This is a genomic window from Nocardia sp. NPDC019219, from assembly GCF_040632645.1.
GTDB classification, from domain to species: Bacteria; Actinomycetota; Actinomycetes; order Mycobacteriales; family Mycobacteriaceae; genus Nocardia; species Nocardia sputorum.
On sequence record NZ_JBEYCG010000010.1, the window covers coordinates 97,469 to 118,646 of the forward strand.

22 protein-coding genes are annotated in these 21,178 nt (G+C 70.2%); 10 read left to right on the top strand and 12 right to left on the bottom strand.

Annotated elements, in window-relative coordinates:
* The first annotated feature begins 52 nt into the window (after positions 1–52).
* Positions 53–1,054 carry a WYL domain-containing protein gene (locus tag ABZ552_RS19695; protein ID WP_357438860.1) on the top strand — a complete coding sequence of 334 codons (1,002 nt, stop codon included), beginning with the start codon at positions 53–55 and terminating at the stop codon, positions 1,052–1,054.
* 5 nt (positions 1,055–1,059) lie between these two features.
* Here the strand turns inward: ABZ552_RS19695 and ABZ552_RS19700 are convergent, their stop codons facing one another.
* The 3 genes from ABZ552_RS19700 to ABZ552_RS19710 form a co-directional block, all read right to left on the bottom strand.
* Complete coding sequence (locus ABZ552_RS19700) at positions 1,060–2,025, bottom strand: hypothetical protein (protein WP_357438862.1); 966 nt, start codon at positions 2,023–2,025, stop codon at positions 1,060–1,062.
* A 2-nt stretch (positions 2,026–2,027) separates the two neighbouring features.
* Positions 2,028–3,077, bottom strand: coding sequence for a 3-oxoacyl-[acyl-carrier-protein] synthase III C-terminal domain-containing protein (locus ABZ552_RS19705; RefSeq protein ID WP_281879282.1), 1,050 nt, complete (start codon positions 3,075–3,077; stop codon positions 2,028–2,030).
* 81 nt (positions 3,078–3,158) lie between these two features.
* Positions 3,159–3,995 carry an SDR family oxidoreductase gene (locus tag ABZ552_RS19710; RefSeq protein ID WP_357438866.1) on the bottom strand — a complete coding sequence of 279 codons (837 nt, stop codon included), beginning with the start codon at positions 3,993–3,995 and terminating at the stop codon, positions 3,159–3,161.
* A gap of 251 nt (positions 3,996–4,246) precedes the next feature.
* Here ABZ552_RS19710 and ABZ552_RS19715 point away from each other — a divergent pair, with 251 nt between their 5' ends.
* On the top strand, positions 4,247–4,585 hold the full coding sequence (locus ABZ552_RS19715) for an STAS domain-containing protein (protein ID WP_063017971.1): 339 nt from the start codon (positions 4,247–4,249) through the stop codon (positions 4,583–4,585).
* Positions 4,586–4,634: 49 nt separating this feature from the next.
* Here the strand turns inward: ABZ552_RS19715 and ABZ552_RS19720 are convergent, their stop codons facing one another.
* On the bottom strand, positions 4,635–5,672 hold the full coding sequence (locus ABZ552_RS19720) for an LLM class F420-dependent oxidoreductase (protein WP_281879278.1): 1,038 nt from the start codon (positions 5,670–5,672) through the stop codon (positions 4,635–4,637).
* 141 nt (positions 5,673–5,813) lie between these two features.
* Between ABZ552_RS19720 and ABZ552_RS19725 the strand changes: the two genes are divergently transcribed.
* Positions 5,814–6,473 (top strand): cyclodeaminase/cyclohydrolase family protein, encoded by a 660-nt coding sequence (locus ABZ552_RS19725; RefSeq protein ID WP_281879275.1) that lies wholly within the window; start codon positions 5,814–5,816, stop codon positions 6,471–6,473.
* Positions 6,474–6,504: 31 nt separating this feature from the next.
* Here the strand turns inward: ABZ552_RS19725 and ABZ552_RS19730 are convergent, their stop codons facing one another.
* Positions 6,505–7,407 (bottom strand): NADP-dependent oxidoreductase, encoded by a 903-nt coding sequence (locus ABZ552_RS19730; protein ID WP_281879273.1) that lies wholly within the window; start codon positions 7,405–7,407, stop codon positions 6,505–6,507.
* Between the two features lie 66 nt (positions 7,408–7,473).
* Here ABZ552_RS19730 and ABZ552_RS19735 point away from each other — a divergent pair, with 66 nt between their 5' ends.
* The 4 genes from ABZ552_RS19735 to ABZ552_RS19750 all read left to right on the top strand — a co-directional run bounded on the left by ABZ552_RS19735 (position 7,474) and on the right by ABZ552_RS19750 (position 10,622).
* Positions 7,474–7,908, top strand: coding sequence for a helix-turn-helix domain-containing protein (locus ABZ552_RS19735; RefSeq protein WP_281879271.1), 435 nt, complete (start codon positions 7,474–7,476; stop codon positions 7,906–7,908).
* Positions 7,909–8,109: 201 nt separating this feature from the next.
* Complete coding sequence (locus ABZ552_RS19740) at positions 8,110–8,862, top strand: L,D-transpeptidase (protein WP_281879269.1); 753 nt, start codon at positions 8,110–8,112, stop codon at positions 8,860–8,862.
* A 55-nt stretch (positions 8,863–8,917) separates the two neighbouring features.
* On the top strand, positions 8,918–9,565 hold the full coding sequence (locus tag ABZ552_RS19745; RefSeq protein WP_281879268.1) for a hypothetical protein: 648 nt from the start codon (positions 8,918–8,920) through the stop codon (positions 9,563–9,565).
* Between the two features lie 313 nt (positions 9,566–9,878).
* Entirely contained in the window at positions 9,879–10,622 is a 744-nt protein-coding gene (locus ABZ552_RS19750) for a hypothetical protein (RefSeq protein WP_281879266.1), read from the top strand.
* 36 nt (positions 10,623–10,658) lie between these two features.
* Here ABZ552_RS19750 and ABZ552_RS19755 read toward each other — a convergent pair whose 3' ends face one another.
* Positions 10,659–11,504 carry a bifunctional 5,10-methylenetetrahydrofolate dehydrogenase/5,10-methenyltetrahydrofolate cyclohydrolase gene (locus tag ABZ552_RS19755; protein ID WP_357438872.1) on the bottom strand — a complete coding sequence of 282 codons (846 nt, stop codon included), beginning with the start codon at positions 11,502–11,504 and terminating at the stop codon, positions 10,659–10,661.
* 192 nt (positions 11,505–11,696) lie between these two features.
* Here ABZ552_RS19755 and ABZ552_RS19760 point away from each other — a divergent pair, with 192 nt between their 5' ends.
* Both ABZ552_RS19760 and ABZ552_RS19765 read left to right on the top strand, forming a co-directional pair.
* Positions 11,697–12,566: a YdcF family protein gene (locus ABZ552_RS19760; RefSeq protein WP_281879263.1), complete on the top strand. Its 870-nt coding sequence runs from the start codon at positions 11,697–11,699 to the stop codon at positions 12,564–12,566.
* 88 nt (positions 12,567–12,654) lie between these two features.
* Positions 12,655–13,458: a putative protein N(5)-glutamine methyltransferase gene (locus ABZ552_RS19765; protein ID WP_357438875.1), complete on the top strand. Its 804-nt coding sequence runs from the start codon at positions 12,655–12,657 to the stop codon at positions 13,456–13,458.
* A gap of 48 nt (positions 13,459–13,506) precedes the next feature.
* Here ABZ552_RS19765 and ABZ552_RS19770 read toward each other — a convergent pair whose 3' ends face one another.
* A complete protein-coding gene (locus ABZ552_RS19770) occupies positions 13,507–14,337 on the bottom strand; it encodes an SDR family NAD(P)-dependent oxidoreductase (RefSeq protein WP_281879259.1) in 831 nt (276 codons plus the stop codon).
* 33 nt (positions 14,338–14,370) lie between these two features.
* Positions 14,371–15,942, bottom strand: coding sequence for a succinic semialdehyde dehydrogenase (locus tag ABZ552_RS19775; RefSeq protein ID WP_357438878.1), 1,572 nt, complete (start codon positions 15,940–15,942; stop codon positions 14,371–14,373).
* Positions 15,943–16,088: 146 nt separating this feature from the next.
* Here ABZ552_RS19775 and ABZ552_RS19780 point away from each other — a divergent pair, with 146 nt between their 5' ends.
* Positions 16,089–16,772, top strand: coding sequence for a TetR/AcrR family transcriptional regulator (locus tag ABZ552_RS19780; protein ID WP_195083414.1), 684 nt, complete (start codon positions 16,089–16,091; stop codon positions 16,770–16,772).
* Positions 16,773–16,787: 15 nt separating this feature from the next.
* Here the strand turns inward: ABZ552_RS19780 and ABZ552_RS19785 are convergent, their stop codons facing one another.
* From ABZ552_RS19785 to ABZ552_RS19800, 4 genes are read right to left on the bottom strand one after another with little or no spacing between them, the layout of a single operon-like run.
* Positions 16,788–17,708, bottom strand: coding sequence for a short-chain dehydrogenase/reductase (locus ABZ552_RS19785; RefSeq protein ID WP_350356377.1), 921 nt, complete (start codon positions 17,706–17,708; stop codon positions 16,788–16,790).
* Complete coding sequence (locus ABZ552_RS19790) at positions 17,705–19,177, bottom strand: NAD(P)/FAD-dependent oxidoreductase (protein WP_281879255.1); 1,473 nt, start codon at positions 19,175–19,177, stop codon at positions 17,705–17,707. Before ABZ552_RS19790 ends, ABZ552_RS19785 begins: the two co-directional genes overlap by 4 nt.
* A 38-nt stretch (positions 19,178–19,215) precedes the next feature.
* Positions 19,216–20,241 (bottom strand): PDR/VanB family oxidoreductase, encoded by a 1,026-nt coding sequence (locus ABZ552_RS19795; RefSeq protein ID WP_281880905.1) that lies wholly within the window; start codon positions 20,239–20,241, stop codon positions 19,216–19,218.
* Between the two features lie 41 nt (positions 20,242–20,282).
* Positions 20,283–21,158 (bottom strand): metal-dependent hydrolase, encoded by an 876-nt coding sequence (locus ABZ552_RS19800; protein ID WP_281879253.1) that lies wholly within the window; start codon positions 21,156–21,158, stop codon positions 20,283–20,285.
* Between the last annotated feature and the right edge of the window lie 20 nt (positions 21,159–21,178).

Below are 21,178 nucleotides of genomic sequence, written 5' to 3' on the forward strand. Positions count from 1 at the left end.
CTGGCACACCCAGCGGACAGAATCGGTCCGCTATTTCTGGCAGGCTGGCGACATGAGCGCGGCGAGCGGCGAGGAGCGGGGCACCACGGAACGGGTGCTCACCCTGCTCGGGCTGCTCCAGCAGCGCCAGGTCTGGACCGGTCCGGAACTCGCCGAACGGCTCGGGGTCACCGCGCGCACGGTACGCCGCGATGTCGAGCGCCTGCGCGCGCTCGGTTACCCGGTGCACGCCTGCCAAGGCGTCGGCGGCGGCTACCGCCTCGGCCCCGGGCAGGACCTGCCGCCCCTGCTGCTCGACGACGAGGAGGCGATCGTCACCGCGGTCTCGCTGCTGGTGGGCGCGGGTGGCGCGGTCGCGGGCGCAGGCGACGCCGCACTCCGGGCGCTGGCCAAGCTGGACCGGGTACTGCCCACCCGATTGCGGCACGAAGTACACGCCCTCTCCGGCTCGGTGGAGTCCTTCGGCGCAGGACGCACGCCGGTCGATCCCGATGTCCTCATGACGCTGGCCCGAGCCTGCCGCGACGAGGTCGAGGCCGGTTTCGGCTACCCCGCCGGGAGCACGGTGCGACCACGGCGGGTCGAGCCGTACCGTCTGGTCGCCTCCGACCGGCGCTGGTATCTGCTGGCCTTCGACCTCGATCGCGACGATTGGCGCAGCTTCCGCGTCGACCGGATGACCGACGTGTCGGCACGGACGTGGCGCTTCCGCCCGCGCGCGGCGCCCGAGGCGGCGGCGTACGTGCAGGAGGGTGTGGCGAGCCGGGTCTATCCGAACCGGGCCCGCTTTCTGGTGCACGCCTCCGCCGACACGGTGCGCGCGCAGATCCCGGCCTCGGCCGCCGTCGTACGGCCGCGCGGCGGCGACCGATGCGAGGTCCTCAGCGGCGCCGCCGACAGCCTCGACTTCGTGCTCATGCACATGGCGCTGCTGGGGCACGCCTTCGAGATACTCGAACCTCCGGAACTCGGGCCACGCAGTCGCGCGCTGGCACAGCGACTGCTGTCGGCCGGTGCGACGATCGCACCGCTGCCGCACCTCGAGGAGTCGTGAGCCCGCTACCGTCGGACGAGCGCATCCGGCTCGGCGCCGGAACTCGCCGCTGTCCCGGTATCCGCGGCCAGGCATTCCTTGCGCGGCGCAGGCCGCGGTTTGTAGGCGATACATGCTGCCGAAGCCTCGTCCACGGTCAGGAAGACCATGGTGGTATCGGGATCGAAGCCCCCATCCAGTGCGTGCAGGTAGGCGTGCACCGGACCCGCGGTGTACGGATCTCCCACGGAGGCGTCGAAACCCACGACCGACCACTCCGGGAGGGACAGCGCGCCCGCCAAACGGACGCGGAATCCGGCTGCCGCGTCCGGCGCAAGCAGCAGAGCCTGCCCCGCCGCGAAGTGACCGCCGTCCAGCCCCTCCTCGGCCAAGCAGGCACGCACTACCGCGGCCGCCGCATCCACCCGGTCCTCCGCCCCGGTGCGGACGCACATGGCGTTGCGTCCATCGGCCCCTGCTTCGTCCAGCGCAACCCAGGCGATCGGATCGGCCGGGCCGGTGGTGTCGCGGGTGTGCAGCCGCCCGAATCCACCTGCGGGCGCGGTCGCGAGCAACAGGGCGGCGCCACTGGCGCTGTACGGGAAATCGGCGACGTCGCGCTCGGTCGACGGGTGGGTGTCGCCCGCGACGAGCAACGCGTACTTCACCATGCCGGTGGCGAGGACAGCGTCGGCGGTCGCGATGGCGTGCAGCAGACCGGAGGCGCCGTGCATCAGATCGAAGGAGAAGACCGGGGTGCGCCCGGGCGCGTAGGACAGCCCGAGCCCGATCCGCTTCTGCAGGAGCGCGGCCACCGCCGGCTCGGAGATGTTGCTGTCCCGGAAGACGCCCGCGTTGACCAGCATCCCGATCTCGTCGAGGCCGACCTCCGCGCGCTCGACGCAGGTCCGCGCCGCCCGCGTGGCCAGTTCGAGATAGCTGCCGGTGTCGAGGTCGCGGTTCGCCGCGGCCGCGACGATCGTCGTCGCCATGCTCATGCCTCCAGACGCGAGATGGTCGCGGCCAAATACCCCGAGACGATGCCGGACGCCGCCGGGATCATGAGGATCTTCGATCCGCGCGGGATCTTCTGTTGGGCGAGATGCTCGTGCAGGACCAGGAAGTGGGAGGTCGAGGCGGTATTGCCGTAGTCGCGCAGGACGTTGAGCGCTTGCGGCATCGGCGTGCCGAAATGCCGTTCGGTCAGGTCCGAGATGTATTCGATGGCGGGCGCGCTGAATTGGTGGTGGATCCAGTAGTCGTATTTCTCGCTCTCCCAGGTGCGCCCGGTCTCGGCGAGGAAGTCGGCCATGCGGTTGATGCCCTGCCGGTAGCGGGCTTCGTTCTGCATGGCTCGGTTGTCGGTGTACATCGCGATCCCGCCGGTGCGGTCGCTGGGCATGCCGAGGCAGTGCTCGGCGCCGTCGGCCGAGGTCATCAGCTCGACGTAGTGCAGTTCGTCGTTGTCGTCGCCGCGGTCGTCGAGCACGACCGCGACTGCCGCGTCCCCCACCGTCAGCGCCGCGAACTGCGGATCGTAGGGCTCGCTGATCTCGCGCAGCGCTGTCTCGGCGATCGGCGTGATCTGCTCCCCGCTCACCACCATGCCGTTGCGCACGGCACCGGCCTTGATCATGCGGTCGAGCACCAGCACGCCGGTGATCATCCCGGCGCAGGCGTTCGAGACGTCGAAGTGCCGTGCCGCCTTCGTGCCGATCGCATTGCCCAGCATGAGCGCGAAAGACGGTGCGTAACAGAAGATTCCCGCGCCGCGGGTGCGCGTGATCGAGGCCGAGATGACGACGTCCAGCTCGTCGGCCCGGTAGCCGGAATGCCGCAGACAGTCCTCGATCGCGCGCAACGCCAGCTCGAACGATGATTCGTACCGATCCGGATCCGAGTCGTACACCCGCCGATTCCGGATACCGGTGATGCGCTCCAGATCCAGCGTCCTCGGCACGGACAGCGCGGCGATCAGATCTTCGGTGGAGCGGACGGTCGTCGGCGTGTACGCGCCGATCGACTCGAAACGAGTACGAAGCATGGTCCCCTGCTTTCCGCTTCAGACGGCGACGATGGTCGTGTGGTGCGCCGCGACTACGTGGTCGCGGGTCGTGCGTGCGCCCTACCCCGTCAGCCCGACCAGGCTCGCGCTGACCTCACACAGCTGCTGTCCGAGTGCGTCGTCCTGCGCCAGACGCGACGGTGTCTTGACGCGGTTCTTCTGGAAGTAGCAGCCGCTGACCGTGGCGACTTCGGGATCCGTGGCCAGGTAGGTCAGCGCCCGGCCGCCCTCCGCGGCGGAGATCATGAACAGCCGCTTGGCGAGCGCTACGAAGGGTTGACCGAACCACGGCATGGAGTCCCAGATCCCGGTCGCCACGGCGCCTGGATGGAAGGCGTTGACCGTTACTCCAGTTCCTGCCAGACGCCGTGCCAGCGCCCGGGCGTAGAGGACATTCGCCAGTTTGGAGCGGCTGTACGCCTTCTCTCCCGAATATCCCTGCCGGAAGCCCACATCGGTGAGATCCATGGTGGCGCCGAACTGCATGACCGACGAGGTGAACACGATGCGCGACGGGGCGCTGCGCACCATCAGATCCGTCAGCAGTTCGGTGAGCAGGAAACCACCGAGATGGTTGACCGCGAACGTGCTCTCGATTCCGTCCACGGTCTCCGTCCGGGTCTCGTGGTAGCCGCCCGCGTTGTTGGCCAGCACGTCCAACCGGTCGTACCCGGCCAGCACCTGCTTCGCCAGCTGCCGGACCGACGCCTGCGACGCGAAATCACACTCCAGGGCGTCGACGCCCGCCGCCCCCGCGCACCGCACCAGCTCCGCCGCCTCGGCGAGCTTCCGCGGATTCCGCCCGACCAGGACGAGCCGATTGCCCTGCGCCGCCAGCTGCCGAGCCGATTGGAGACCGATACCCGATGTCGCCCCCGTGATCAGGATTGTCCGCACAGCCGAACACCCTGCCACAGAAGTTTCCTAACAGATTGCTGACACGAGCCACCCGGACCAGATTTCCGCCGGTCGGCAGGCGTAACCCCGGCTACGGAGGGCACGGGCGCCCTGCGCGACCTCCGCTCGGTTCACGTCCCGGAGGTATTGTTCGAGTCTGTGAACACTACGAGGTTGCGGATTCTCTGCTATTTGTGTGGGGTGGTGGGGTGACCAATACTTCCGGAGACGCGTATCCCCTCGCGGACACGATGACCACCACGGTCGCGGCGCACGACGGCGCGACGGTGCTGACGGTGGCCGGCGAGGTCGATCTGGCGACCGCCCCTGCGCTGGAGAACGCGATCGATGCCATCCTCAGCGGCAAACCCGCGGCGCTGATCATCGACCTCACCTCGGTCAGCTTCCTCGCCTCGGCGGGCATGGCGACGCTCGTGGCGGCCCACCAGCGCGCGGGCTCGACCACCGCGATCGCCGTCGTGGCCGAGGGCCCGGCAACCAGCAGGCAGCTGAAGATGACCAGCCTGGATCAGGTGTTCGCGCTGCATTCGACGCTGGACGCCGCGCTGGCGGCGCTGCGCCAGAGATGACCCGTGCCGCTGCCGCCGTCGCACCCGTCGACGGCGGCAGCGCCTTTTCTCACACCAGTTCGCGCAGCTGTTCGATCAGCTTGACGCGCTCGGCGGCGGTCGCCGCCATCGGCACCACGTTCAGCACGGTGACGCCCGCCTCCCGGAAGGCCGCGATCCGCTCCTTGACGTAGCCGGCCGGGCCGACCAGGGAGATGTCCCGGACGAGCTGGTCCGGCACCGCCTTCGTCGCGGCCTCCTTCTCACCCGCCAGGTACAGCTCCTGAATGCGATCGGCCTCGGCGCCGTAGCCGTACTTCGTGGCCAGGGTGTGGTAGAAGTTCTTGCCTTTGGCGCCCATGCCGCCGATGTACAACGCCAGGTGCGGCTTCACGAACTCCAGCAGCGGTTCGACGTGGTCTCCGATGGCCAGGGCCGGGCCCGCGTACACGTCCAGGTCGCCGAGGGCGGGGTCACGCTTGGCGAGCCCGGCGGTGAGCGAGTCCGCCCACACGTCCTTCGCCTTCTCGGGCAGGAAGAAGATCGGCTGCCAGCCCTCCGCGATCTCGGCGGCCAGTTCCACGTTCTTCGGGCCGAGCGCGGCCAGCAACACCGGGATCCGCTCGCGCACCGGGTGGTTGATCAGCTTGAGCGGCTTGCCCAGGCCGGTGCCCTGCCCGGCGGGCAGCGGGATCTGGTAGTACTTGCCCTGGTATTCCAGGCGCTCACGCCGCCAGACCTTCCGGCAGATCTCCACCAGTTCCCGGGTGCGGCCGATCGGCGCGTCGTAGGGCACGCCGTGGAAGCCCTCGATCACCTGCGGACCCGACGCACCCAGCCCGAGCACATAGCGTCCGTCGGAGACGAAGTCCAGGCCCGCCGCGGTCATGGCGGTCAGGCTCGGGGTGCGCGTGTAGAGCTGCAGGATGCCGGAGGCCAGCTGCAGGCGCGTGGTCTTGGCGGCCAGGTAACCGAGCGCGCTCACCGCGTCGAACGAGTACGCCTCGGGCACGAACACGATGTCCAGGCCCGCCCGCTCGAGGTCGGCGACTTCGGCCGCCGCCTCTTTGAAGCCCCCCGAGTAGTTGATGCTCAATCCGATCCGCATGGCACTCAACATAACGGCGGGTACGCCCGGGCCGCGCACCGGCCACGGGGGAACGCCCGGCACGGCATGGTCGCGGCCAGGCGCCACGGGGTAGCGTCTACTCGTAGTCCTCCTCGCCGATGAACGAAAGGCAACCTCCTCGTGTCGCAGCCCAGCTCGTCGTCCACGGAAACTGCGCCGTCCTTCGGCGGGGCCGCCTTGGCGCAGTACCTGAGCGATCTGGCCGCCAAGATTCCCGCACCGGGCGGCGGTGCGGTGGCCGCGCTGCACGCCGCCCAGGCCGCCGCGCTCGTCGCGATGGTCGCGCGTTACACCACCCGCGCCAAGGACGCCGAGAACCGGCCGGTGGTCGATCGGATCATCGAGGCGGCCGACGCGGCCCGCGAGCGCGCTCTCGCGCTCGCGGACGCCGACGCCGCCGCGTTCACGGCCGTCGGCGCCGCCTACAAGCTGCCCAAGGACACTCCGGAGGAGCTCGCCGCCCGCACCGCGGCGATCAATGCCGCGCTGATCGAGGCCGCCCGCGTGCCCGCCGCCGTCGTCGACGAGGCGGACGAGGTGCTCTCGCTGGCCACGGAGCTGTTCCCGATCGGGAATCCGAACGTCGTCACCGACATCGGCGCGGCCGCCGACGCCTGCCGAGCCGCCGCGACCAGTTCGCAGCTCAACATCGAGATCAACGTGGCCTCGCTGCCCGCCGCCGAGGGCGACCGGTTCGCCGCGGTGCTGCTGCGGATCGACGGGCTCACCGCGCGAGCGGACGCCCTGCACGCCGACGTCGTGCACGCCGTTCGGCGATGACCACGCCCGCGCCGAGCGCGGCTGGGCGCGTTCAGGCGGGCGGATCCCAGGCGACCAGCACGATCTTGCCGCGCACCCGCCCCGCTTCGCTGAGCTCGTGCGCCTTCGCCGCTTCCGGGAGCGGCAGGATCCGATCGATCGTCACGCGCAGCAGACCGCGCTCGACCATCGTGGTGATCTCGCGCAGTGACGTCCCGGACGGCTCGACGTAGAACCGCTCGTAACGGGGGTCTGCCTCCGCGTCCGAGCCCTGGGTGTCGATCAGCCGGCCGTCGGGACGCAACACCGCGAGCGAACGCGAACCGTACGCGCCGCCGACCAGGTCGAGCACGATGTCCACGTCGCGCACCGCGGCGGCGAAATCCGTTGCGGTGTAGTCGATGACCTCGTCGGCCCCGAGCCCGCGCAGATACTCGTGGTTGACCGCGCGCGCCGTGCCGATCACGTACGCTCCGCGATGCCGGGCTATCTGCACCGCCAGATGCCCGACGCCGCCCGCGGCCGCGTGCACCAGCACCCGCTGCCCGGCGCCGAGCGCGGCCAGCGCCTGCCACGCGGTCAGCGCGGCCGTCGGCAGCGCCGCAGCATGCGCCAGGTCGATGTTCCCCGGCTTCGGCGCCAGCGTCCGCGCTTGCGCCACGACGTATTCCGCGTTCGCGCCGCCGAACACCATGCCGTAGACCGGATCACCCACCGCGAACCGGTCGGCACCGGGCCCGAGTTCGGCCACGACGCCCGACACGTCGAGCCCGAGCGTCAGCGGTGGATCGCCGAGCTTCCCGAGCAGCCCGGCGCGTACCTTCCAGTCGGCGGCGTTGACGCTGGTCGCGGCGACCCGGACCAGCACCTCCCCGGGACCGGGCCGTGGCCGATCCACCTCGGCCACTTGGAGTACTTCCGGGCCACCGAACGTGTATTGCGTGATTGCGCGCATGCACCGATTCTGACCAGCGATGGTATCTTTCGGAAAGAAGGCACCTTCTTGATACCGAGGTTCCCGATGGATACTGCCTGCGCACCGCCCGCGGCCGACGGCCTGGTAGAGAACTACCTCCACCACTGCCCCGCACGAGAAGTACTGACCGTCCTCGCCGACAAGTGGGTGATGCTGGTACTCGCCGTGCTACGTGACCACGACCGGCCGATCCGCTTCAACGAGTTGCGCCGCCGCCTGGACGGCATCACACAGAAGATGCTCACCCGCACACTGCGCGACCTGGAGCGCGAGGGTATGGTGCGCCGCGCGGTCTACCCCACGGTGCCGCCACGAGTGGAGTACTCGCTCACCGAAATGGGCGCGAGCATCGGCGCGATCACCCACGCCATGGGCGTGTGGGCTGTCGAGAACCAGGACCGAATCGTGGCCGCCCGAGCGGCATTCGACGCGCGTAAGGCGGCCGCACCGCAACCGCTGCCCACCGATGCCGCGCGCTGACCGGATTGTCCGGCTCCACCGGCGGCGAGCCCGAGTGGAGCGCCCCCGTTTCGTCCGCATCCGCCCGGGTATGCGGTCTCTGGTGGGCGCGCGTCCCCGATCACAACCGGACCGCGGACCGGTTCGCTTCGTGTGGCCGAGTTGATCATGGGGACCTAAACTGTTCCTTGCCTACCACACCATTTCGAAGGGGTGGACGCCATGAGGAGCGCCATTCGGTACCTGTTCCTCGCGACCGTGATCGCGGCACTGGCCGCGTTCGGGTCGGGCGCGGCGGCAGCGACGATGATCGGAAAGCCATCGACGCCTCGGGTGGCGTCGATCGGACCGTCGAACGGCCAGGTGGTGGGCGTGGCTCATCCCGTGACCATTCGTTTCACCGCACCTGTCACGGATCGCGCCCAGACGGAACAATCCATCGACATCAGAACGACCCGCCCGTTGCCGGGCACATTCGCGTGGACCGACGACCGCGAAGCGGTGTGGACGCCGTCCGGGTTCCTGCCCGCCGACGCCACCATCCTCGTGTCGGTCGGTAGCACGCGCACGGAATTCCGCACCAACGCAGGCGTGTTCGGCGAGGCGAACATGTCGGCGCACACGTTCACGCTGACCGTAGGCGGCACCGTCGTCCGGACGATGCCCGCCTCGATGGGCAAGCCGGGATACGAGACGCCGACCGGCACCTATCCGGTGCTCGAGAAGTTCCGTTCCGTCGTGTTCGACTCCCGCACCATCGGCATTCCGCTGAGCTCACCCGAGGGCTACGTCATCAACGGCGAGTTCGCCGAACGGCTCACGTGGGGAGGCGTTTTCATTCATTCCGCCCCGTGGTCGGTGGACCAGCAGGGTTATGCGAATGTCAGCCACGGCTGCATCAACCTCGCCCCCGACGACGCCGAATGGGTCTATCACACGATCGGCATCGGCGACCCGGTCGTCACGCACTGGTGAGCGGCGCCCTCCCGCGGGTAGTGTCGGCAGACGTACTCGAGGGGAGGGGCCATCGTTGCGCGAGTTCCCGATCCCGCCGCCGCGTGACGCGGAAGCGGTTGAGTTCCAGGACCTTTGGGGCGCTTGGGCTTTGGTCACGCCCGTCGATGTCGCCGAGATCCTCGGCGACATCGACGCTCCGTGGTGGATCGCCGGTGGCTGGGCGATCGACGCCTGGACCGGAACCCGGCGCGAGCACAGTGATGTCGACGCGTCGATGTTCCGCAGCGATCTGCCCGCTCTGCGCGCCGCGGCGCGCGGCCGCCTGCATATCTGGGCGGCGGGCTCGGACGGCATCCGCCCCGTCGACGACCGCTTGCCCGATTTGCCCGAAAGCGCCGATGGCGTCTGGCTGCGAGCCGATGCCCGCTCCCCTTGGCTGATCGATCTCCTGCTGAATCCCGATCGGCACGGACAATGGGTCAACCGGCGCGATCCCACCATGGCCGCGCCGCTCGACGAGGTGACCTGGATCGCCGGCGACGGCATCCGCTACCTCAACCCGGAGCTCGTCCTGATCTTCAAGGCCAAGCAGGGCAGGCCGAAAGACCGCGTCGACCTGGAGCGAACCTGGCCGGAATTGAACGCCGGCCAGCGCGCGGCGGTGCGTAACTACCTGTCCGACCACTATCCCGAGCACGAATGGCTGCCGCTCCTCCAGTGAGGCGGGCCGACGGTATCCGAGCGATCGGACCGCCGAGATCGGCGTGGCACGTTGGCTGAGAACACTTCTCGGAACCTTGTCCGCGCTCGACCGGTCGGCACTGCCCCGGGTAGCTTGGTCCCGATCGGCGGATGCCGCGAGCCGGAGCGTGCCGGAGCGGCGAGTCACACGTGCGCCGGATCGACGCATCGGCCGGCGCACTACACGCCGCGGTACGGCTCAATTGCGCACGCGGCCGGGCGTTCCGGCGTCGTGGCGATGCGGTTAATCTGACGGGGACCTGACGAAGGGTGGGGCGATGGACGGACCGGAGATGAGCGCACGACCCGGCTATGACCGGGGGAATCCGTACGGCGCCGGGGGCCCGGCTCAGGCACCTGCCGGTGCGGAGTACCGCGGTGAGTGGGCAACGTGGGTGGACCGGCAGCCCGCCGAGGCACCAGCCACCGCCGAAACCATGCACACGCCGCAGTCCGATCCGGACGAGTACGAGGACCGATTCGCGGGACTGATCGACCGCTCCCCCGCGCCGCGCGCGAGGCGGCGGTGGGCGGTACCCGTGCTGGGTACGCTCGGCGTCGTCGCGCTGGGCTTCGCGGCCTTCATGCAGTTCGGGGTCGGCTCCGACCAGCAGGCCGCCGCACCGGCCCCGTCCGCTGCGGCCACCGCCCCCGCGGCACCGGTCGCGCAGTGCCCGGCCGAACGGGTCGGCAACCGGATCCAGGGCAATGGCGCGGGCGGTTTCGATTCCGGCCCGGCGGTGATCTTCGCCTTCCAGTACGCCTACTACGTGGACCGGTCCGGCGAGCACGTCCGTGCCACCACCACCGCGGATGCCGCCGTCCAGGCCGCCGACGCCATCCAGCGCGGCATCGACAGCATCCCCGCGGGCACCACCCATTGCGTGGCGATCAGTCCCGGCGCGTTCGCGGGCCAGTACCTCGTGGTGGTCACCGAACATCGGCCCGGGCAGAATCCGGTCACCTACAACCCGCAGATCGTCACCACCACCAAGGACGGCAGCCGCACGCTCATCAGCGCCATCGCCCGCGGGTGAGGCGGCTCTTCGCGGACAGCCGCGAAGAGCGCCCGATCAGTCGGATTCGGCGGCGGTGACGACGTGGCGCATGAGCAGGGCCGTGGTGACCGGGCCCACGCCGCCGGGGACCGGGCTGAGTCCGGCGGCCTTGCCGCGCACCGACTCCGCCTCGACATCGCCGACGATCTTGCCGTCGGGGGCCTCGTTGGTGCCGACGTCGATGACCACCGCGCCCTCCCGGACGTGCTTGCCGGAGATCAGGCCGATGCGGCCCGCCGCGGCGACGACGATGTCCGCGGTGGCGGTGACGGCGGCGAGGTCGGCCGTGCGGGAATGGCACACCGTCACGGTCGCGTCCTTCGCCAGCAGCAGCTGGGCGAGCGGCTTCCCGACGACGTTCGAGCGGCCGACGACCGCGACGTGGCGGCCGGCCAGCGGGATCTCGTGATGTTCGAGCAGTTCCACCACCGCCTCGGAGGTGGCGGGGACGAAACCGTCCAGCCCGGCTGCCAGCAGGCCGAGCGACAACGGGCTGACGCCGTCCACGTCCTTCGACGCGACGATCGCCGAACTCACGTCGTCGAGCGTGACGCCCGCCGGGAGGGGCGTCTGCAGTATGATCGCGTCGGTCGCCGGATCCGCGCCGCGCGCGGTGAGCTCGTCGCGAATCTCCGCCACGCTCGCTTCAGGGCCGAGATCGACCGTGTCGCAAGCGATGCCGAGCCGTTCGGCCGCTTTGCGCAGCGAGTTCACATACCAGGCGCTCGCCGGGTCGTCGTTCGCCACGACCAAGGCAAGGCGCGGAGCGGTGCCGCCGTCGGTGAGCGCGGCGGCGCGGGCCTTGGTGTCGGCGTTGATGGCGGCGGCGAGTTCCTTGCCGGACAGCGAAACGGTATCCACGTTGACACAGCCTAACGGGCGCGGCCGCGGGCACCCGGCTCCAGCCCGTCTCGAATCGCGCACAGGTAAAGCAACCCGTTCGCGAATTGCCGGGTGGCCGGGGAATTCGGCCGTATCGTGATCCCTGCTTGCCCCAGCTAACTGCTAGCACGTGCCAACCCGTTCCACAGCGGAAAGGTGACGACTGTAGTGATGATCTCGAGGCATTGGAAACTTCTCGTCGCGGCGTCGTTCGCCGCGTTCTCGTTCACCGGACTGGCCGGCGTCCCCGCGCACGCCGCGCCGGAAACGGACGCACTGTACAACTCCGCCCAGCGCCACTTCGCCAACGGCGACGACGCCGCAGGCCGCGCCGATCTGCGCAATCTGATCGGAGCAGACCCCGCGGACGCCGAAGCGCTGGCCCTGCAGGCGATCTGGTCCGACTACGCCGGTGACCTGCCCGCGCTGGTGGACGCCATGGCACGGCTGCACGTGGTCGATCCGGGCCTGGCGCAGGGCACCGACAACGTGCTCGGGGCCATCCGCGCGGCGGTGGGCACCCTGCCGAACCCGCTGCCCGCGCTGGCCGGGCCGCAGACCGGCATCGTCGTGCTCGGCTACGGCTTGCTCCCCGACGGAGCGTTGCGCCCCGAACTGGTGAACCGGCTCACCGCGGCCTGGTTGCAGTCGATCGCCGCGCCGCTGTCGCCGATCGTCGTCACCGGCGGGAATCCGCAGAACGGGATCACCGAGGCCGAGGCCATGCGGGACTGGCTGGTGGCGCACGCCGTGCCGCCCACGCGCATCCACGTGGAGAGCCGCGCGGGCTCGACCGTGCAGAATGCCCTGTTCAGCACCGGGCTGCTGCGCGATGTCGGTGCGACGAGCGCGATCGTGGTCACCTCCCCCAACCACATCCGCCGTGCCGTCGCCGATTTCATCGTCGCGGGCACCAGGGTCGTCGGCGCGACGACCTCGCTCGAGCAACTGGTCGCGCAACTACCGCCGCCCGGCCGAGCGGGCCAGCGCGGCATCTATCTCGACGCCACTCGCACTTTCCAGCTGAGCACGGCGCGCTGACTCCGCCGGGACCGGCCCGGCGACGCCGGTCCCGGGCCTCGGGGAAATTCGTTGGCGGCATCCGTCGTGCGCACGGCAGGATGGCCGGGTGACCCCACCCGCGAGTACCGATGTGGTGGCCCTGCTGCGGGCGGCGGGCTGCGTGTTCGCCGAGGACGAGGCGCGGCTGCTGGCAGCCGCCGCCGCGGAGACCGGCACGGCCCTCGATGCGCTCGTCGCCCAACGCGTCGCCGGTAGCCCGCTGGAACACCTGCTCGGCTGGGCGGAGTTCCACGGGCTGCGGGTCGCGGTGACCCCCGGCGTCTTCGTGCCGCGGCAGCGCACCGCGTTCCTCGTCGACCAGGCGGTCGAGTTGATCCGCGAGCGCACCGGGCATCCGGTGGTGGTCGACCTGTGTTGCGGCTCCGGCGCGCTCGGCCTGGCGACGGCGCGAACCGTCGCCGACGAAGGTCGTGCGGTCACGCTGGCGGCCGCCGACATCGATCCGATCGCGGTGGAGTGCGCCCGTCGCAACCTCACCCCGCTCGGCGCGCCGGTCTACCAAGGGGATCTCTTCGATCCCTTGCCCGCGGAATTGCGCGGCTGCATCGACATCTTGCTCTGCAACACCCCCTACGTGCCCTCGGAGATGATCGCGCGGATGCCGCCGGAGGCCCGCGACCACGAACCGCGCACCGCTCTCGACGGCGGCCCCGACGGCTTGGACGTCTTCCGGCGGGTCGCGGCCGAAGCGGCCGAGTGGCTGTCCGCGGAGGGACATCTTCTCGTCGAGGCCGGTGAGGACCAGGCCCCGATCGCGCTCGCCGTCCTGGCGGAGCAGGGTCTCGCAGGCCGGGTCGCGGCATCCGACGAGCACTACGCGACCGTGGTCATCGGCACCCGCCCACGCTGACGACAGCGCACCGCGTGACCGGCGCGCTCGTAGGGGCCGGATGCCGCTCTACTTCTTACGGCCGGTGAACTGGTCCATCGAGTGGTAGACGCCGACCGTGTCGAGGAACAGGTCACGCAACTTGATCGGCAGCAGGCCGGAGATCGCCTTGTTCAGACGCGAGGTCCACGGCAGCACCACCAGCGGGGTGCCGTTCTTCATCTCGCGCCACGAAGTGTCGACCACCTTGTCCTGTTCCAGGATCGGGGTGAACAGGAATCCCTTGGCGCCCTCGAACATCCCGGTATTGATGTAGGTCGGGCAGACCGTGGTGACCTTCACGTGCTCGTGGCCGGCCTGCTCCAGTTCGATGCGCACCGAGTCCGACCAGCCCAGCGCCGCCCACTTCGACGCGGCGTAGACGCTCATGCGCGGGTTGGACACCAAGCCCGCCGACGACGCGATGGTGAGCACCCGCGCCTCGGTGGCCCCGGCGACCATCGCGGGCAGGAACTCCAGCGTGACGTACATCGGGGCGAGCGAGTTGATCGCCATCGTCTTGTCGATGTCGGCGCGGTCCCCCGTCTCCCAGAAGTAGCTGTTGCCGCGCACGATGCCCGCGTTGTTGACCAGGATGTCGATGCCGCCGACCTGCTCGCGCACGCTCGCCGCCGCCTCGGTGATCGCCTCGGGCGAGGCCACGTCGACCACGTGGTGGTGTACGGCGCTGCCCCGGCCGGCCAGCTCGGCGGCGGTCTCCTTCAGCACGGCCTCGTTGATGTCCCACAGCACCACCGCCGCGGCGCCTTCGCGCACCGCGCGCTCGGCGAACAGCTTGCCCAAGCCCATCGCGGCTCCCGTGACCAGGACCCTCTTGCCCGCCACCGTGTCCAGTTTCATCCGTACCGCTTCCTGATCCGTGAGTCGTGCGAGTTACTTCTGCCGGAGCGCTTTCATGACGCCGAAGTACAGCGTCATCGTCTTGGCCCAGAGCGCTTCGGACATGCCGGGCAGCGGCGCGATCGGCAAGACCCGCTGCACCGCGATGGTCTGGGTGTCGATGTACTTGAGCAGGCCTTCGGGACCGTGCCTGCGTCCGGTGCCGGAGATGCCGAGCCCGCCGGACGGCGCGTCGGCGCTGCCCCAGGCGGCGATGAAGCCCTCGTTGACGTTCACCGAGCCCGCGTGGATCCGCGCCGCCACCGCGCGGCCGCGGGCGGTGTCCTTGGTCCAGACGCTGGCGTTCAAGCCGTAGGCGGTGTCGTTGGCCTGCTCGACGGCTTCGTCGTCGCTGCTCACGCGGTAGATCGAGACCACAGGGCCGAAGGTCTCCTCGCGGTGCACCGTCATGCCCGGCCGTACCCCGGCCAGCACGGTGGGTTCGTAGAAGTACGGTCCGAGGTCCGGACGCGCGCGACCGCCCGCCAGGACCTTCGCGCCCTTGGCGACCGCGTCGTTCACGTGCGCCACCACCGTGTCCAGCTGACGCCGGAAGGTCAGCGACCCCATGTCGCTGTCGTAGTCCAGCCCGCCGCCGAGCCGGATGGCCTCGACGTGCCCGACGAATTCGGCGACGAAGCGGTCGTAGACGCTGTCGTGCACGTAGATCCGCTCCATCGACTCGCACAGCTGCCCGGCCGAGGCGAAGCAGGCGCGGATGGCGATCTTGGCGGCGCGCGAGACGTCGGCGTCGGCCAGCACCAGCAGCGGGTTCTTGCCGCCCAACTCGAGCGAGTAGCCGATCAGCCGCTCCCCCGCCTGCTGGGCGATGGTCCGCCCGGTCGCGCTGGAACCGGTGTAGTCGACGTAGTCGGCGCGGGCGATCACCTCGCCGCCGATCACCGAGCCGCGGCCGAGCACCGCCTGCCACAGCCCGCGCGGCAATCCGGCGCGCACGGCGGCGTCGATCGCCCACAACGCGGTGAGCGCGGTCTGGTTGTCCGGGCGCGCCACCACCGCGTTGCCCGCGACGAGGGCGGGCAGCGCGTCGGAGGCGGCCAGGGCCAGCGGGTAGTTCCACGGCGAGATGACCGCGACCACGCCCTTGGGCCGGTGCCGCACATCGACCTGGGTGAGCACGGGGAGCACCCCGCGCGGCTTGCGCGTGGCCAGCAGCCGGCCGGCCACCGAGGCGTAGTACCTGGCGTTCACGGCCACGTCGCCGACCTCGTCGAAGGCGTGCGCCCGGGCCTTGCCGGTCTCGGTCTGCACGATGTCGAGGATGGTCTCCTGCTCGGCCAGCACGATGTCGTGGAAGCGGCGCAGCACCGCGACCCGCTCCCGCACCGGACGCTCCGCCCATCGGCGCTGCGCCTCGCGGGCGGTGGCGAACGCGGTCTCGATGTCGTCGGTGGAGGACTGCGGCAGGTCGACGATCTTCGCACCGGTCGCCGGCGCGAACACCTCGACCGCGGGGGCGCCGCCCGCGACGGCGTGCGCGAGCAACGACTGCCCCAGCGACGAGGGCAGCGCGTCGGCGGTGGCCGGTGGGGAGGCGGTCGTCATGGTCGGCCCTCTCGAGGACGATGGCCGCGCCGCGCGCGCCCAATTAAATGAACAGTGGTGTTAGATTAATGTCTATGTCACCGCTCGTGTCAAGCTGTTCGTCGTGGCGCACAGATCCCCCGGGGGCCGTGTTGTGAGGCGGCACTATGCAGGCTGAGCCGACGGCCGCGCGGCGCGGCAGACCGCCACAGACGCAGGAACAGGCCGAGGAGGTTCGCGCCCGGATCGTGCTCGCGACCGCGGAAGTGTTCACCCGCACCGGTTCCCGCGGGCTGAGCGTCGCGCAGATCATCGAGCAGGCGGGCTTGGCCCGGCCGACCTTCTACCGCTACTTCGCCAACGCGAACGAACCGCTGCTGGCCGTGCTCGACAGCTCGAACGATGGGCTGGTCGGCGGCATCCGCGCGGCGCTGACCGGCACCGACGAACCGGTCGAGCTGGGCATCCGGCTGATCGATGCGTACCTGGACTGGGCGCGCGGGCACGGCCCCATGCTGCGGCCGCTGTTCGCCGAGCTGCACGATCCGGGCTCGCCGGTGTCGGCCTACCGGGAGCGGGCGCTCGACGACATTCGCGACCTGGTGCGCGAGACGTTCGCCGAACTGGGCCGCCCGGTGCCGAGCCCGCTCGACCTGGACGCCGCGCTGCACCTGTGCGAGTACGTGGTCTACCGGATCTCCGCGGGCACCGCCCCCGGAGCCGAACCGGACGCGGACACCGTCGCCGCGGCACGTCTGACCATGATCCGGGTGCTGCTCACGACGCTCGGCACGAGGGTGGACGTGGAGTACGCGTTGACGCTGCCCACGATCTTTCCCGCCGAGCCGTGAGCCGGGCCGCGCGCGTCAGCGCGGTACGGGCGTGCCGGGATGCCTGTCGCGGACCCGCTGTTCGACCCGGTGGATCAGGTCGTGCACGCGCGGGTCCCGCGCGAGCCTGCTGTCCAGCACCACGTTGACGACGCCACGGAACAACGCGTAGGGCTCCCATTGCGGCGGCGCGATGGTGCGCGCCGCGCGGCGGGCGATGCCGTCGGCGATGGACTCCGCCGCGTCGCGCACGGTGATGCGCAGGTTGAGCGGCCAGGGCAGCAACGCGCCCAGGTCGGCGCCCAGCTCGTCCTCGTCGAGTGTGCCGTGGGTCATCGCGGTGTCGACGATGCCGAAGTACGCCACGCCCGCGGTCGCGCCGACCGCGGCCAGCTCCACCCGCAACGCCCGCCCGAATTGCTCGACGGCGGCCTTGCTCACCATGTACGGCGAACCGGCCATGCCCGGCGCGAACGCCGCCGCGGAGGAGACCACGACGACGTGCCCTTTCGCGGCGACGATGTCGTCCAGCGCCGGGTGCACGGTGTTGAACACGCCGGTCACGTTGATGCCGATGACCCGGTCGAAGTCCCCGGGGTTCATCGTCCGGATGGTCGCGGGCTCGGGCACCACGCCCGCATTGGCCACGACGACATCGATCCGCCCGAAACGTTCGCGCACGCGGGAGATGGCTTCGCGCATGCCGATTCGATCGGAGACGTCCGCGCGCACCACCAGCGCACGCTCCCCCATCGAGCGTCCGACGGCCGCGGCGGCGGCCTCGTCGATGTCGATGAGCGCCACCGAAGCGCCGGAGGCGTAGAGTTTCTCGGCCAGCGCCCGGCCGATGCCGGTGCCCGCGCCGGTGATCACGACCACGCGGTCACGGACGTCCAGGTGGCTCTCGGCAGGCGGGGACAGCAACTGCCGCAGCAGGTCGGCGACCACGGCGCTCACCCGGCCCGCAGCCGGTAGGACTCCGGGTCGAAACGGCTTGTCCGACGGCGGTATTCGAAACTCCAGTTCGGGTACAGACCCGCGTTGCCGCCGTCGGCGGTCTGGTAATAGCTGCGGCACCCGCCGGTCAGCCAGGCGGTGTCGCGGCTGCGTTCGGTCACCTCGTCGAGGAAGGCTCGCTGCGCCTCCTCGCGCACATCGATCCGCTGGATGTTCTGCGCACGCATGGTGGTCACGGCATCGACGATATAGCGCACCTGCGCCTCGATCATATAGATGGCGGACTGATTGCCCGCCGCTCCGAACGGCCCCAGGGTGCAGAAGAAGTTCGGGAAGCCCGCCATGGCCGCGCCGAGGTAACTGCTCGGCCGCTGCCGGTACACGTCGCCGATCGACCGGCCGCCGATCCCGTACACGCGGTCGAAAACGGCGGGCGGAACGCCGAATCCGGTGCCCCAGATGATCGTGTCCACGGGATGCTCCGCACCGTCGGCCGTGACGATCGAGCGGGCGCGGATTTCCCGGATGCCGGCGGTCACCACCTCGACGTTCGGTCGGGTCAGCGCCGGATAGTAGGCGTCGGAGAAGATCGCCCGCTTGCAGCCGATCACGTAATCCGGGGTGAGTTTGCGGCGCAGCTCCGGATCACGGACCTGGCGCAGCAGCTGCAATCTGCCCAGCGCCTCGTACGGATGCCGGAATCGCTTGTCCACGAAGCCGACCAGGCCGAACCCTTCGATGCCGGTGTAGTACAGGCCACGGATGGCCTTGCCGAGCGCGGGCACCCGGCGCAGCAGCGCGCGCTCCGCGGGCAGCGTGGGCCGATCCAGCCGCGACACGATCCACGGCGCCGAACGCTGAAATACGGTCAGCGCGCCCACGATCGGCTGGATCTCGGGGATGAACTGCACGGCGGAGGCGCCCGTGCCGATCACCGCGACGCGCTCGCCGGTGAGATCGTGCTCGTGCTCCCAGTGCAGCGAATGGAATTGCGTCCCCTCGAAGGTCTCCGCACCCGGCAGCCGCGGAATCCGAGCCTCGCTGAACGGGCCCACGGCGGAGACCAGCACATCCGCGGTCAGGTCACCGCGGCCGGTGCGCAGCCGCCACAGCGTGGCCGCGTCGTCCCAGCGCGCCTCGTGCAGTTCGACGCCGAATCGCATGTGCCGCACCACGTCGTGGCGCGTCGCGACCGACCGGAGGTAGGCGAGGATCTCCGGCTGCGTGCCGTAGGTGCGCGACCAGTTCGGGTTGGGCGCGAAGGAGTACGAATACAGGTGCGAGGGCACGTCGCAGGCGCACCCCGGATAAGTGTTCGCCCGCCAGGTGCCGCCGAGATCGTCCGCCCGCTCGAGAAGCACGAAATCCTCGATGCCCGCTTCGCGCAGCGCGACCGCCAGGCCGATCCCGGCAATCCCGGCCCCGATCACCGCGATCGGGACATGTTCCGGGTTCGCAGCCACTGCCATGTCTTCCTCCCACCCGCGGGCGCCGTTGCCCGCCGAGTTCACAGATCCAGTTCGAGCTCGCCGTCGCGCGCCCGGGAGACGCAGGTCAACATCGCCTCCGCGCGCTCGGACTCGAGCAGCGACCGGTCGCGGTGTTCCACCGCCCCCGCGAGCACCCGCGTCTTACAGGTGCCGCAGAAGCCCTGCTGACAGGAGTAGGCGACGCCGGGCAGCACCCGGCGGATCGCGCTGAGCGCGGACTCGTCGGCGGCGACCTCCACGTCGAAACCGCTGCGATGCAAACGGATCCGGAACGGTTCCCCGTCTCGCACCGGCAGCGGCGAGAAGCGCTCGGTGTGCAGCGAGGCCGTCGGATCGTGCAGGGCGAGCACCGCACGCGCGGCCTCGGCCAGCGGCGGCGGCCCGCAAACGTATACCGCGGCGCCGGGCGGGGTCTGCTCGAAGATCATCCGCGCGTCGGGTACGCCGAACTCGTCGTCGGGGCGAACCACGACGTCGCCACCGGTGTAGCGGGCCAGGTCGTACAGGAACGGCATGCGCGATCTGGCCCGGCCCAGGTACATCAACCGCCAGGGCACGCCCGCGCGCTCGGCCGCGGCGACCATCGGCAGGATCGGGGTGATGCCGATGCCACCCGCGACGAACAGGTAGCACGGCGCCTCGACGAACGGGAAGGCGTTGCGCGGACCGCGCACGACCAGCCGGTCACCGACCCGCAGGTCCCGGTGGATCTCCACGGAGCCGCCCTCGCCGTCGGCGATGAGGCGCACCGCGATGCGGTAGAACCCGCGGTCGGCGGGGTCGTTGGTGAGCGAGTACTGCCGCTGCCGACCGGAGGGCAGGACGACGTCCAGGTGCGCGCCCGGCGTCCACGCGGGTAGCGGACCGCCATCCGGGTGGCGCAGCCACAAGCTCAGCACATCGTCGGCCTCGTAGCCGATCCGATCGACCGTGACCTCGAATTCGTAGCCGGTGCGACGGACCGGACTGGGCCGCGAGAGCAATGGCGCGGCGTCGCTCGCGGCGAACAGGCGTTTGTAGGCGTCGGCCGCCGAGCCGATCAGCCGCAGCGCGCCGCCGGGCTGGAACCGTTCCCCGACGGCGGTCACGCGCCCGCCGCCCGTGCCGCGGGCGACTGCGCGAGGTAACGCAGCGCGTTGTCCATCGGGCCCAGTTGCGAGGGATGGAAGCCCGGCCGCAGGTATCGCGGGATCTCGGTGAAGAACGTCGTGAAGCTGGGCACCACACCGCGCACCGACGCGCCGGCCAGTTGCAGCGGCCAGAATCGGCCTTTGTGCTTCGACGGGTCCTTGTGGAAGAGGTAACCGCCGGAGATGACGAACAGGACCAGCAGTCCCGCGCTCGCCACCAGCGCTTGGCGCGCCTTGCGCGCGTATCCGCCGTCGACGTGCATGTAGGCGTCGTAGACGACGCTGCGATGCTCGACCTCCTCGGCGCCGTGCCAGCGGATCAGGTCGAGCATCGCTGGATGCATGCCCTTGGCTTCGAGCTTGTCGTTGGTCAGCAGCCACTCGCCGATGACCGCGGTGTAGTGCTCCATGCCGGCGAACAACGCCAGCCGCTCGCACAGCCACTCGCGTTTGGCCCGGCCGGTGAGTCCGTGGTCGCCGAGGATCCGGTCGACAAGCCAGGTGACACGGTCGACCATGGGGCCGACCTCCAGGCCGAGCCGCTCCAACTGCTCGCGAGCCTTCTCGTGTGAACTGGCATGCATGGATTCCTGGCCGATGAAGCCGCGGACCTCCTCGCGTAACCGCTCGTCATCGATCAGGGGGAGCGCCTCGGCCAGGGCCTGCGCCATCGCGCGCTCACCCTCGGGCAGCACCAGGTGCATCACGTTGATGATGTGGGTGGCCATCGGCTCGCCGGGGATGTAGTGCATCGGCACCGTGGCGAAATCGAATTCCACGGCCCGCGCGTTGATGGCGTGTGTCTGGTCGGCATATACGGCAGAACCCATCTCGCACCCCTCGTGATCGA